This window comes from Polynucleobacter sp. UB-Siik-W21, from assembly GCF_018687415.1.
In the GTDB taxonomy this organism is placed as follows: domain Bacteria; phylum Pseudomonadota; class Gammaproteobacteria; order Burkholderiales; family Burkholderiaceae; genus Polynucleobacter.
The window spans coordinates 1,238,045-1,252,084 of sequence record NZ_CP061289.1; the positions used below are offsets into that span (position 1 = coordinate 1,238,045).

A 14,040-nucleotide genomic window follows, 5' to 3' on the forward strand; every position below is an offset into this window, starting at 1 on the left:
TAGTTAAAAAATTACGCTCTTTCATATTCACCAGCGACTAACATTCGTCGCAATACTTTTCCCACTGGCGACTTGGGAATCTCTTTTACAAAAATATATTCACGTGGACGTTTGAAGTTGATTAAATCCGAGCCACGGCAATATTGATCCAATGCATCTGAATCTACCGAACCAGAGGCTCTGATAAATGCCACTACTTTTTGTCCAAGACGCTCATCTTTTAGGCCAGCTACAGCGACCTCTCCAACTGATGGATGCAGCGATAAAATAGATTCAATCTCAACGGGGGAAATATTTTCCCCGCCAGAAATAATCATGTCATCGACGCGACCGGTAACAAATAAATCGCCATCAACATCGTAGTAACCAGTATCACCAGTAAAGTACCAGCCCTCGCGGATCGTCTTTTGATCAGCATCTGGACGCTTCCAATAACCCTCGAATGCTTCATCTCCAGAAAGGTCGCAAATGATTTGACCCTCCTCCCCAGAAACGACCAACTCTGTTGGCTTAGTTTGTTGTGAGCCCTGATCTAATTTCACTACTCTGATGCGAGCGTTTAGACCTGCCTTGCCAGCACAGCCTGGTTTTTTTACTGCATCCTGGTTGATGGTGTAGGTGTAAATTTCACTAGAACCATAATGATTCACAAATAATAAGGGCCTGAAGGATTCATTCAGTTTTAATAAAAGCGCATCGTGCATCGGTGCTCCTGCGAATCCTAGCTTTCTAACTGACCTTACTCGATTTGAATGAAAGTTTTTAGACTGCAACATATCGTGATAAAGCGTTGGAACTAAGTATAGGTGCGTTACCCCTTCAGACTCAATAAAATCCAATGCCTTATCGACTTCCCAACGTGGGACAGCAACATAGGTTCCATTCACAATACATAATGAGAGTAAGGTGCGCACTCCCATCGTGTGATAAAGCGGCATTACACCAAGAGTTACTTCGCCCATCGCGTATTGGTTTTGTGCTACGTGGGCTATACCTGCAGCCCGCTCTGCACGTTGCTTTCTGGGAACGCCTTTGGGCTTACCGGTAGTGCCGGATGTATATAGCATGACCGAAATATCTTCGGTATGCCCATTTGCATGAGGATCTGTTTCTGCACGAACAATCTGATCAAAATAAATATGGCGTGAAGATGCACTATGATCAGAACATAAGATTACTGGGACTGCTTTGCTAGTCTCAGACTCTAGATAGTTTTCTAGCGATATCTCTTCTACAAATGCTAACTTAACATCAGCATTTTGAGCACAATAATCAATCTCCTCAGACTTCGATCTCCAGTTCAAGGGGACTATAGCTATTCCTGCCATTTGACATGCCCAATGAATGGTTGCTGCCTCATAGCGATTTTGCAAAATCGTCAGAATTCGATCACCTCGACTTAAGCCCCGCTCATAAAAAAACTGTTGGATTGCGCCAATGTGGTGAGACCATTCCCGATATGAATATCGCTTTTGACCATCAACTATTGCTAGCCTGGATGGCTCGCGCTCAACTGCCTGTAAAAATGTTCTACCTAGATCAAGCATGCTGACCTCCATTTGCTTGCGCCCTGAATGATGCAACCTCTAATACAGCTTCAACAATTCCCACGTATCCAGTACAACGGCATAAATTACCGGACAAGCCTTCGCGTACCTCCTGCTCCGTTGGACGCGGATTTTTCCTTAGCAAATCTTCTGCAGACATCAAAAATCCTGGAGTACAAAAGCCACACTGCAATGCATGATGCTTTCTAAAGGCAATTTGCAAATCAGACATGCCCTCGTTATTGGCAATACCTTCAACTGTTTTAATGGTTGTACCCTCTGCTTGGCATGTAAACATGAGGCAAGAGCGCACAATTTGACCATTCACCTCCACGGTACAGGCGCCACAGACTCCGTGCTCACATCCTGAATGTGTCCCTGTAGCCCCAAGGTCATGGCGAATGAAATCTAATAATGTCGTCCGTGAGTCACAGCTAGCCTCACGAGTCATTCCATTTAAGGTTAATTTGATTAAATGATCTTTCATACCATCACATCATTTCTAAATTCAAAAGCTTGTTGACATGAACTTCTACCTAAAGTCCTCATGAGATGCCGGCGCAAACCCGACGTTGCAGTTGGATCCTCCCTAACCTCAAGAGTCGAAGCAAGTTGATCGATTGCCTGGCATGCATCATCTAATGAATCAGCAGAAAAACGATGAACCTTAACCGTGTCATCTATGCCACCAAATCCGACAGTCCAATGACTTCCCTCTTTGATCGAGGCTACGGCTACAACGGCAAAGTCCCCATGACGATAGCCAAACTCAGAGAATCCATAGCCAACCCTATTGGTCTTGATTGGAAACTGAACTGATGTAATCAATTCATCAGAATGGCGATTCGTCTGAAGAGCGCCCAAGAAAAAATCATTTGCTTTTACGGTTCGCTTTCTTTGCTTACTTGCTAGATGGACCGAACCACCCAGGGTGGCTAGAGCCAATACCAATTCAGCGCTAGGATCGGCATGAGCTATCGATCCACAAATAGTCCCACGATTACGGATCGGAGTGTGTGCAATCCATGGAAACATCATTTTCAATAAGGGCTGCACCTCTGAAAGATCGCCCCAATCTTCTAGCTCTGACTGTCTCACACCAGCACCCACATGAAGAGCTCCGTTAATAACGTGATAACGCTTAAACTCTTCAATTTGATTGATGTCAATTAGATGCTTTGGATTGGCAACTCGCATTGCCAATACTGGCACTAAGGTTTGTCCACCAGCTAGAATCCGAGCGTCCTCTCCGTGCAGATCTAGAAGCTTGAGAACTTCATCCTGTGATTGCGCAAAGTGCATTTGAAAAGGAGCCGGCTTCATTTACGAACTCCAAATAAACTTCTGAAGAAATTTTGTACGTATGACAAAAATCTCTCCGGTTTAGCGCCCGCTTCTTTTGCAAGTGCTCGGAATAGCTGATCTAACACCAAGCGAATTGCCCCCTCCAGTAGGCGGCTTCCAATAGCCGCTAACTTACCTGAAACCTGCGCTTGGTAGTCATACTTCAATATTGTCATTCCAGCTTCACTGCTCAGTACAACCTGACCCATACCGAGTGCCATCCCTAGTGGACCCCGACCCTCTCCGCCAAGCGAAAAACTGGTAGGCTTTTTGATATTAGTTATATCTACAAGGGCATTAAATTTTGCTTTCGCCACCCCAATTCGAACCACGGCAATACAGTCAAAACGTATACCATCGGCAATAGCCGATTCAGTAATGGACTCGCAACCTGGTATCACCTTTTGCAAACGAGTACGGTTCAGCAAGACATTAAATATTTCATCTGGTGCAACATTCAGCTTTACCTCACCTTGAGCCTTTAGCGGGTAATCAGAGTTCGCTTCTAAGGAAGAGGTTCTGAGGACAATCCTATCTTGTGGAAGATCACCCTTTGATACCAGAAGCGCATGGATGCGACTAGGAGTTGCAGGCAATACGATATCTTCAATATCTAAAGCATCTGAGATTGCATTGGCTATGCAAACTGGGGTACTCATGCTATTTCCCTCGCCGATTCCCTTAGATCCTAGTGGTGTAAACGGACTAGGCGATTCTTGGTGGTAAATTTTTGGGGCAACAATATCACTCGCAGTAGGCAAACGATAGTCTGCAAATGTACCTGATAAGAAATTACCATCACTGCTGTAGACAAACTCTTCTAAAAGGGCTGCCCCAACAGCCTGCGCAAATGCCCCATAAACTTGGCCGTCTGCGAGCGCTGGATTGAGAATTTTTCCAGCATCATGAACTGAAATATATCCATCAATTTTAGGTGAGCAACTAATCGGATCGATCTCAATGCCACAAGCATCCAAAGCAAATCCATAGGCAGCAGATGTATTAATGCGATCATGTTCATCAGGCGCCTGCAATACATCAGCACTCCAGAACTCAGTTTCTTGAAGTGCTAGTAAAACATCTTTACCAAGTGCCTCCTGAACTAAGCCAGGAGACCAATGAAAATTCCCACAGATTCTGGTAAATGGAATTGCATCATTTTCTCGACCAATGACTGAGATATGGCCATTGGCAAATATCAATTGATCAGGCTTGACCTTGAGAACGTGTGCAGCGTAAGCCGCAATCCGTACTTTCAGTTTTTCTGCCGCCAAAAAAACGGTTCCCGCAACTGCCCCAGCAAACCGGCTCGAATAATTACCAGCTGCAATAGACCAGGCATCTTTTGCAGTATCAAAATCAACATTGACTTGGATTTGGGATGGAGAGACTCCAAATACATCAGCCAGTAATTGGGCTATGACCGTTTGATGGCCCTGCCCAGCAGGTGCAGAAGCAATATTAGCGGAGATACTTCCAGAAGGATCTACACTCACTGTTGCTGAAGTAATGGCACCATTTTTTGGTCCTGCCTTTACTCTCTGCTCAGGCGTTAACACTGTAGTGATGTACCCCATATTGGATACCGATGGCTCTACGATAGACGCAATGCCAATACCATACATACGCCCTTCTTTGCGAGCCTGTTCCCTGCGACTTAGAAGCCTTTTGAATTCTGGCGAAGCTTGAAGAGTGTCGAGAGCTTTTTGATAATCTCCGGAATCCAATAGCGCACCGGCTGCTGCTCGATATGGAAATTGATCTTTTTGCACATAATTTAATGAAGCGATTTCTTGATGAGTTTTGCCCAACTGCTTTGCAATCTTATGTACTAAACGTTCAAGCGCAAAATATACTTGCGGGCCACCAAAACCACGAACCAATCCAGTTGGCGTCTTATTAATTAGCACTACGCGATTACGAATTTTTAAATTGCTAATCTGATATGGGCCAGTTACACAGCCGTGCATACGATAAAGCGTTGCAGGCTCTGGAGCGCGTAGATAAGCACCACAATCCTCAATCTGGTCATAATCTAAGGCTAATATTTTTCCATTAGCATCTACAGCGGCTCGCAGATGAGTATGCCTTGATGTTGCTGAGGTGGCAGCCTGCAAATGTTCGAGTCGATCTTCAATAAACTTCACTGGAGCACCTACCTTGCGAGATGCTAGGCAGCAAAGAATGACGTATGGAAGGACTGATTGTTTGACGCCGAAACTTCCACCCGAATCAGGGGGGACATGATGGCGCAATTTTGTTCCCGGCACCTTCAGAGCGGCTGCCATCACTACGTGGAGTGAAAAGGGTCCCATAAAATTTGAAGTTACCTCATAACTTCCATCTGCTGGACGCCACTGAGCCACCACACCACCAGTCTCTAGTGGAGTGCAAGAGTTGCGAGGGTAACGAATATCAACCTCAATAACTTTTGATGCAGCCTGAAAAGCGCTATCCGGATCGCCATATGAAAATGAACGATCTGAGACGCAATTATTTACAATATCTTTATGCAAAATGACGGAGTCACTTTTGAGAGCCTCATCTACATTAACTACTGCTGGTAGTGGCTGGATATTGAGGACAACTCCTTCAGCGCCGTCTTCTGCAAGGGCTCTAGATTCTGCAATGACGATTGCAATTGGTTCACCCACATAGCGCACAAACTCATGAGCTAAAACCCATAGGCGCATTGGCGATTTGACAGCAACCACTAAAGGGTTAGACCATGCTTGCACATCATCAATAGTCAAAACTCCACGCACCCCCTTAATCTTCAACGCAGGAGATACATCAATAGATAAGATCTTTCCATGTGCAATTGGAGATCGCACGATAGCTGCGTACAACGTACCGACCGGCAAAGGAAGGTCATCGAGAAAGCGGCCACCTCCAGTTAGCAATGCAGAATCTTCTACACGCTGGCTGGCTTTTCCTAAATAATGTGTTGTTTGTTCCAAGGGTTTCTTTTCAGCAAAATATGAAGCAACAAAAGCTGAAGGAAGCTTAATAAGCCCTTGAATAGAATGCTTACCCGAGAGTCCTACGACTTACCTTAGAGTCTGATTTTGTACATCAGGTAAACCCTAGGAGTCCAGTTTTGGCGCCTTTTCAACCTGCTGACGATAGAGGCTTGGAGTAACCCCTTGATGCTGCTTAAAGAAACGAGTGAAATGGCCTTGAGCAGAAAATCCCAATTCATCGCCAATGTGAATCAAGCTCTCATCCTTATCTGCAAGAGCATCAAATGCGAATTCCATTCTCAGTACATTGGCAAATACTACTGGTGACAAGCCAGTACAACGCCGAAACAGCTCGAAAAAATGTGATCTTGATAGATTAACGCTCTGGGCAACGGTTGAAATATCGGTAAAGCCTTGCGGGGACGTTCGCATGAGGTGAATCGCCTTACGAATGCGAGGATCCATAAAGGCCAGGGTATTACCAGTATTACGTAAATCCCCAGAAGTAATCACATCGGCGTTCTCCATAAAGCTTAACGTTAACTCTAGCAACATAGATTCAAGCTGGTCATGGGTGATTTGATCTGACCACCACAACTCCATGGAAATCTTCTCTAAAGCTTGTTTTTGATGTGCGCCCAATGTAGAAAGGTTACTCATAAAAAAACGAGGGTGACTACTTGCCAAGAATTTTTTACTAAAGGAGGCCAACCACTTTGGCTCCAGATAAAGGGCCAACAGAACCGGATTACTTCCACCCACTGGGAGATGGAGATAGGAATGCTCTTCCCAGGCATTAATTAATACTGCGTTATTGTCAGTTAGAGGACAATTTTTTCCCCTCACCTGAAAAGCAGTATCTGGACCGCCCACTTTGCACAAAATATGGCAATGATGATGTGCATGGGTTACCAGAGGCGCATCCATTTCCAGAAGCGCCACGCGACCAAACTCACCGTGAAGAAGTCGAATTACCTTAGACATGTTTCAAATCATCTCACAGACCAGGATATTCAGAGAGAGCCCACTTTTATTGCAGCGCAAAAGAACTAGATTTAAAGGATCTTTATTCAGCAGTAGCCCCAGACTGCTTAACCAGAAGCTCCCAGTAAGGAATTTCCTTCTTAATGAATGCGGCAAATTGCTCGGGAGTTTGCTCACCGTTCAAAGAGCCCATTTTAGAAAGGCTTTCCGCCACCTCCGCTGAAGCTAATACTTTATTGATTTCTTTATTCAGGGTATTGACTAAAGGGGTTGGCGTTTTTGCTGGGACAAAGATGCCGTACCAATTCTCAACAACAAATTTAGGGTACCCAAGCTCCTTCATTGTAGGTACGTCTGGTAAGTTTTTCGCCCTGACCGCTCCAGTCGTTGCAAGAGCCCTAACCTTGCCACTATTAAGATGAGGAACCATGGCTCCCGTTGACTCAAATGCCATTGGCACCTGTCCAGCCAAGACGTCGGCAATGGCCGGTCCAGATCCTCTATAGGGAATGTGCGTCATATCCAGCTTTTGCTCAAGCTTAAGCAACTCACCTAAGAGATGGTGAGTACTCCCGCTACCAGGAGATGCAAAGCTGTATTTACCCGGTTCCTTTTTAATCAAAGCAATCAGCTCAGAAACTGAATTAGCAGACACAGAAGAATTGACATACAAAACCATAGGCACGGCAGCTACCTCGGCTACAGGTCTTAAGCTCACAATCGGGTCATTACGCAGTTTATATAAATTCCGATTAATAACAACACCAGTGCTATTTCCCAGTAATAGAGTACAGCCATCGCCAGTAGCACTACTCACAAACTCAGTGCCAATGTTGCCGCTAGCACCAGTTTTATTTTCCACAATCACACTGACGTTTAATTGTTTAGACAGTCCAGGAACTAACATTCTTGCGAGAACGTCACTGGCTCCTCCTGGCGGATAAGGAGAAATGATTTTGATCACAGGGCATGGATACTGGGCATAGGCTAAAGGGGCGCTGAATCCAAAGCAGATCAAGCCAACAATTTGTATTAAGTTTCTTTTAGCAATATATATAGTGTTCATATCAAGTCTCACTTTTTAACATCTGTTCATAATTAAATTGCTGATCAACTTCGATAATCGACTGCCCTGATCTTAATGCTTCGACCATTGCCAACTCTTTCATGGCAATAGCATCCGCCTCATCTAATACAGTATTGAGCTTAGCTGCAGGGATTGCTACGAGGCCATTAACATCCGCCACAATCACGTCACCCGGTAAAACAGATATGTTTCCAACTCTAATGGGGATATTCCAAGCCTCTTGAACAATGCGACCTCGGGCAGTAATCGGAACCGTACCTCGGGCATGAACCGGAAAGCCAAATTCTTCACACTTATCGACATCACGGACTGCGCCATCCACTACTACACCAGAGATCTTTTTTTGCAGCGCTCCCATTGAGAGAATCTCACCCCAGCAGTTGTTGTTCAGATCCCCACGGTTGTCAATCACAATGACATCCCCAGGCGATGCCGAAAAGATGGCATCAACCCCGAGATGCGCCTTACTTTGTGCAGCACCTGCAGAAATCATACGGATCGTAATTGCCCTACCGATTACTTTGGTCTTACCCCATTGAGGAACAATGCCAATTACCGCAGCTGCAATTCCCAACTTATCCATTGCATCACTTAAATTTGAGGTTGCTAATTTTTCTAGCCGTCCTCTGTATAGCCGATCAAACTCCTCGGATGTCATCATATCCTCACTTATTTTGGAATTCTGTTATTGATTCTGGAAAATACCTGACGTGCATTACCTTCAAAAATCATTTCCTTCTCTTGATTGCTCAAGCCATCAACCGCATTGAGGTAACGACAGGTATCGTCAAAATAAAATCCGGTAACTGGATCAATATCTTTCACGGCTCCAAATGTTTCGGATGCAAATAGAATATTTTTGACTGGGATGACTTCAGTAAGAAGGTTGATCCCTGGCTGGTGATACACACAAGTATCAAAATAAATATTATTTAGCAGTTTTTGATTGATGTCAGGGATATCCATATCTTTCGCCAGCCCTCGAAAGCGTCCCCAGTGATAGGGAACCGCTCCACCTCCATGGGGAATTAAGAAACGCAACTGTGGAAACTGTGCGAACAAATCTGAAGTCAGGCATTGCATAAAAGCGGTTGTATCAGCATTCAAGTAATGTGCACCAGTGGTGTGAAAGCAATCGTTACAACTGGTACTGACATGAATCATTGCTGGTATATCTAAGGCAATCATTTCTTGATAGATTGGATACCAATAGGGGTGACTTAATGGCGGATCTCGCCAATGACCCCCAGAAGGATCGGGATTGAGATTAATACCCACAAATCCATATTCATTAACGCACTTGCGCATCTCTGGCAAGCAAGTACTGATATCCACTCCTGGCGACTGCGGCAACATTGCGGCACCTACAAAGTGCTTCGGGAAAAGCTGCGTCACTCGATAACAAAGTTCATTGCAAAGGGCTGCCCATGTTGCCGAGGTATTAAAGTCACCAATATGGTGAGTCATAAAGCTCGCTTGGGGTGAGAAGATTGTGACATCAATGCCCCGCTCTCGCATTCGAGCGAGTTGATTTTCTTCGATAGACTCCCTAATTTCATCATCACTTATTTTTAAATCAGATACCTTGGGACCCAAATGCGGTGTACTTAAATTAGCGACTTGGGCATCTCGCCAAGCCTTTAATGCTTTTGGTGCCGTAGTGTAGTGGCCATGACAATCAATAATCATTTATTGCTTCCCTTTGTAGAGTAACGGGTCGTTAGTTCGGAGCCAAGCCTTGAATGCCTGACTGTTGAATAAATAAATTGAGCCTACCAGTAGAGATCATTTGATCTATAAAATGATTCAAGTATTGAGCAGTTTCTTGACGTGCCAATGGTGTGCCCAAGGCTAGGTTTTCATATCCGATAACATCGGGCAATACTCTTGACCCCGGAACAGAGGAAGCTATTTCAAATAGAATTGCTTTATTGGTAGAGAAACCATCAATCTTCCCGTTTTTTAACCATTCAATTGCCTGTGTAGTTGAGCTTGTCTGCACCAAACTGGCATTAGGAATCAGTGATGGGAGCTCCGCTTGAGAATTGCTTCCCACACTGAAGCCAATGTTGATGTTCGAGCGATTGATATCTGCTAGAGAGCGGATACTACTGTGGGGACTCACCAAATACCCTTTCTCAATCCGAACGACTGTTTTGGAAAACTGAATATATTTGGCACGATCTTGGCTAGCATTCGTGAAGACCAAATCTAGCTCATTATTTTTTACAGCCAAAAGAACATCCGCATTCTTCTCAAACACCACCGGGGTGTAATTGACACCTAATTGAGTAGCGAGACTCTGCCCCAACTCATAGCCAATACCTCGGACCTGATTCGAACTATTGGCTGGCAGAATCGAGGTTGGCGAGCCTTTATATAAGCCCATTCGCAGACTTCCCTGCGGCGCAAGGATGTCCTTGGGCGATGAAGCGCAAGCAAGCAGCACCAAGCAAAACAGTGATGAGAGAATCAGCCTGCAACTTCGCCCAAATTTCATTATTTGACCCTGAATTAATCTGGCTGAATATTAGCTTCACGTACCAATTTTTCGTATCGCTTTCGTTCTGAATTTAAATAAGCAGTCAAATGAGCAGTGGTTCCTGGGCTGACCTCTCCTCCAACAGAACCTAATCGCTCTGTCATCTCTCTAGATTGCAATGCTTTTTCCACTTGGCTATGGAGCGTCTTCACAATACTGGCTGGAGTCTTAGCGGGCGCAATTAAGCTGTACCAAACGGAAGCTTCAAAACCTGGGAAACCCGATTCTGCCACCGTAGGTATCTCCGGAAATAATGGGGAACGCTTTGCACTCATGACAGCAACAATCTTGAGTTTGCCACTTTTCACATGAGGAGCCACTTCCAACATATTGACCGCAACCAAATCCAATTGACCCCCAATCAAATCAGTAATCGCAGGAGCGCCACCTTTATAGGGCACGTGCTTTAAAGAAATTCCAGCGGCTTGCTCGAAAAATTTCATAGCCATATGAGGTGTTGCGCCATTACCTGGTGTTCCGTACGTAATGAAATCTGGATTCGCTTTTGCAGCCTTAATCAAATCAGATATTTTTTGATACTTACTATCAGCAGAAGTGGCAATGACTACGGGCACACGTCCGATCATGGCAATTGGCGTAATGTCTTTATCGATATCAAAGGGTTGTGGCTTATACAAGGACATATTAGCTGCCAAAGCATTGGCAGCAACCATCAAGGTATAGCCATCAGCTGGACTATCAATCAATTGCTTAACAGCGATATTAGTGCCAGCACCAGGTTTATTTTCGATAACGATCGATTGCCCCATGGAAGCTGACAAATTTTGTCCTAGAGTTCTAGCAACTAAATCAACGGCACCTCCAGGAGCATATCCAACTAAAACCTTGATGGGCTTATTGGGGTAGTCCTGAGCTAGCAGATTGCTAGCAAACAGCAGATTGCTTACAGCGAAAAAGCTGAGAATGATTTTTCTCATAGACATTACTCTTTAGGAGCCCCCGACATTTTCACAATTCCTTCGTAACGCTTAATCTCAGACTGTGAGAACTTTGTAAATTCTGCTACTGAGCCACCATCTACCTGGGCACCAATTCCTTGAAGACTTTTCCGCACTTCAGGATCTTTTAAGACTTTATTAAATGCTGCATTGAGTTTTTCTGTAACATCTTTAGGCGCGCCAGCAGGCAACATCACACCATACCAAGCATTGGCAACCATCGGTACCCCAGCCTCTTTCATGGTGGGTACATTCGGCAATTCAGGGATGCGTTTATCAGCAGCAACACCAAGGGCTTTTAACTTGCCAGCTTTGATATTATTCAATGAACCTGTATCAAGCATCATATCGATATGTCCAGCCATCAAATCTATCGCAGCTGGACCGCTACCCTTATAGGGGACATGGCGTATATCTAGACCAGTGACCGTTTTAAATTGTGCACCCGCTAAATGTTGAGACGCGCCAATACCGGCAGAGCCATAAGTAAACTTCCCCGGGTTTTGCTTAGCATCAGAGATGAGATCTTTCATGCCATTCCAAGGAGATGCTTCAGGTACAACCATGATATTGGGAATAGTGCATACCAATACTACTGGAGTGAAGTCTTTGGCAGCGTCAAATCCTTGGTTAGAGAATAAGTGGGGACCTGCCGCATTCGTTGAGCTTGTTGCCATCAACATTGAGTAGCCATCAGCTTTATCTTGCAGAAAAGCTTGAGTTCCTATATTGCCACCTGCCCCACCTTTATTCTCAACAAATACTGAAACACCGAGCTCCTTGGTCAGAGGTAATGCAAGAATGCGCGCAACTTGATCAGTTGCACCACCCGGCGGCCAAGGCACGAGAAATTTAATCGATTTATCGGGATATGCGGCTAATGAATTGAGCGACACTGCAGTTAATAGACTTGCAAAAATAAAGCGAAGCTTCATAAGACGCCTTTTTGTTTTAAGCTGGCATCCACCCAAGCATCATCATATTTGCCATCATGAATCGATTGGATTGTTTTACGCTCAATAGTCTCTTTTTCCTTACCCAAGCGAGCGGCCTCAAGCACCAACTCAGGAGCTAAGGCAATAATTCCATCGCCATCACCCAAAATCACATCACCAGGATGAACAACCATCCCCCCGATCGACACTGGGACGTTGATACTGCCGGGACCATCCTTGTAAGGGCCCCGCATATTGACACCACGTGCCCAACATGGAAAATGATGTTTCTCAAAGGCTTCCACATCCCGAATCGCAGCATCAAAGACTACACCAATAGCCCCTCTTGATTTGGCAACCGTCATCATGATTTCACCAAACAAAGCGCGGGAGACATCGCCACCCCCATCAACCACCAATACATCACTAGGTTGAAGTATTTGTAAGGCTTTGTGAATCATCAAGTTATCACCAGACCGCACACTTACTGTGACAGCATTGCCACATACAGAAACTGGCGACTTGTTTACAGGCAATATATTGACTGCGCCAATCGTCCTACCCAATACATCACTAACAACAGAAGTTGCCAATCCTGTTAGGGCTACGATCCCCTCTTTAAAGGCTTCTTTTCTAGGGCGAATTTCATAACCATTATTCATGTTGCATTCCTTGTAAAGTGTTTAATCGACTGTTGCGCCTGTGCGCTTCACCAAAGACTCCCAGTAAGGAATCTCTCTGTTAATAAATTGTGTAAATTGTTCTGGCGTACCCGCCACATCACTAGAACCCATCTTATTAAGACTGGCTGCTACTTCCGGCTCTTTCATTGTCGCGTTAATTGCTTTATTCAATCTTGAAATTAAAACGGATGGCGTTTTAGCTGCCACAAACACACCGTACCAATTTTCAATCACAAAGCTGCTGTAGCCAAGCTCTTTCATGGTGGGTACGTTAGGAAAGTTCTTTGGCCTAACAGCTCCCGTTGTTGCCAATACCCGGATGCGCCCGGATGATATCTGTGCAGCAATCGTGGTGGTTGTCTCAAAGGCAATCGGCACTTGTCCAGCAAGTACATCAGCCATTGCTGGCCCCTGCCCTCTGTAGGGTATGTGCGTCAAATCCAATTGTTTTTCAAGTTTGAGCATTTCTGCCATCAAATGTTGTGGACTACCGCTCCCACCAGATGCATAGCTGTATTTACCTGGATTATTTTTAATCAGCTCCACCAGTTCACCAAGAGTATTTGCAGGTACCGAAGCATTCACATAGAGAACCAAAGGTACTGATGCTACTTCTGCAACTGCTGCCAAATCCTTGGAAGGATTGATCCTTAACTTATATAAATTCTGATTAATGACTACCCCAGTATTATTTCCAAGCAATAAAGTACAACCATCTGAGGCTGAATTCGCCACATACTCTGTTCCAATATTGCTACTAGCTCCACCTTTGTTTTCGACTATGACATTTGTCCCGAGCTGTTTAGCAATTCCTGGCGCAAGCATTCTTGCCAAGATGTCAGTTGTCCCCCCGGGTGGATATGGCGAGACAAATTTAATGGTTGGGCACGGATATGAACTCTGAGCTTTTACATTGAGCACTGATAGCAATAAGCAAAGGCTAATCCCCAGAAATAACTGTCTCTTCATTTTTTTATATTCCCTCTTTCTTTGCCT

13 protein-coding genes are annotated in these 14,040 nt (G+C 44.8%); all 13 read right to left on the reverse strand.

Going from position 1 to position 14,040, the window contains the following annotated elements:
• Positions 1-11: 11 nt before the first annotated feature.
• Entirely contained in the window at positions 12-1,547 is a 1,536-nt protein-coding gene (locus C2756_RS06495) for an AMP-binding protein (protein WP_215318137.1), read from the reverse strand.
• Positions 1,540-2,034 (reverse strand): (2Fe-2S)-binding protein, encoded by a 495-nt coding sequence (locus tag C2756_RS06500; RefSeq protein ID WP_215318139.1) that lies wholly within the window; start codon positions 2,032-2,034, stop codon positions 1,540-1,542. The genes C2756_RS06495 and C2756_RS06500 overlap by 8 nt, the downstream gene beginning before the upstream one ends.
• Entirely contained in the window at positions 2,031-2,870 is an 840-nt protein-coding gene (locus C2756_RS06505; RefSeq protein WP_215318145.1) for a xanthine dehydrogenase family protein subunit M, read from the reverse strand. Before C2756_RS06505 ends, C2756_RS06500 begins: the two co-directional genes overlap by 4 nt.
• On the reverse strand, positions 2,867-5,851 hold the full coding sequence (locus C2756_RS06510; protein ID WP_251372005.1) for a molybdopterin cofactor-binding domain-containing protein: 2,985 nt from the start codon (positions 5,849-5,851) through the stop codon (positions 2,867-2,869). Before C2756_RS06510 ends, C2756_RS06505 begins: the two co-directional genes overlap by 4 nt.
• A gap of 126 nt (positions 5,852-5,977) precedes the next feature.
• The gene (locus tag C2756_RS06515) at positions 5,978-6,838 is read right to left on the reverse strand and encodes an AraC family transcriptional regulator (RefSeq protein WP_215318147.1); all 861 of its coding nucleotides are present in this window, start codon (positions 6,836-6,838) and stop codon (positions 5,978-5,980) included.
• A gap of 82 nt (positions 6,839-6,920) precedes the next feature.
• On the reverse strand, positions 6,921-7,904 hold the full coding sequence (locus tag C2756_RS06520) for a tripartite tricarboxylate transporter substrate binding protein (RefSeq protein WP_215318149.1): 984 nt from the start codon (positions 7,902-7,904) through the stop codon (positions 6,921-6,923).
• Position 7,905: 1 nt separating this feature from the next.
• Positions 7,906-8,586, reverse strand: coding sequence for an RraA family protein (locus C2756_RS06525; RefSeq protein ID WP_215318151.1), 681 nt, complete (start codon positions 8,584-8,586; stop codon positions 7,906-7,908).
• A gap of 8 nt (positions 8,587-8,594) precedes the next feature.
• Positions 8,595-9,614 carry an amidohydrolase family protein gene (locus C2756_RS06530; protein ID WP_215318153.1) on the reverse strand — a complete coding sequence of 340 codons (1,020 nt, stop codon included), beginning with the start codon at positions 9,612-9,614 and terminating at the stop codon, positions 8,595-8,597.
• A gap of 31 nt (positions 9,615-9,645) precedes the next feature.
• Entirely contained in the window at positions 9,646-10,314 is a 669-nt protein-coding gene (locus C2756_RS06535) for a transporter substrate-binding domain-containing protein (RefSeq protein ID WP_215318155.1), read from the reverse strand.
• Positions 10,315-10,439: 125 nt separating this feature from the next.
• Positions 10,440-11,405, reverse strand: a complete 966-nt coding sequence (locus C2756_RS06540; RefSeq protein WP_251372006.1) for a tripartite tricarboxylate transporter substrate binding protein — start codon at positions 11,403-11,405, stop codon at positions 10,440-10,442.
• Positions 11,406-11,410: 5 nt separating this feature from the next.
• Entirely contained in the window at positions 11,411-12,361 is a 951-nt protein-coding gene (locus C2756_RS06545; protein ID WP_215318158.1) for a tripartite tricarboxylate transporter substrate binding protein, read from the reverse strand.
• Positions 12,358-13,023: an RraA family protein gene (locus C2756_RS06550; protein WP_215294872.1), complete on the reverse strand. Its 666-nt coding sequence runs from the start codon at positions 13,021-13,023 to the stop codon at positions 12,358-12,360. Before C2756_RS06550 ends, C2756_RS06545 begins: the two co-directional genes overlap by 4 nt.
• A 21-nt stretch (positions 13,024-13,044) precedes the next feature.
• Positions 13,045-13,869, reverse strand: a complete 825-nt coding sequence (locus tag C2756_RS06555; RefSeq protein WP_251370106.1) for a tripartite tricarboxylate transporter substrate binding protein — start codon at positions 13,867-13,869, stop codon at positions 13,045-13,047.
• Positions 13,870-14,040: the final 171 nt, after the last annotated feature.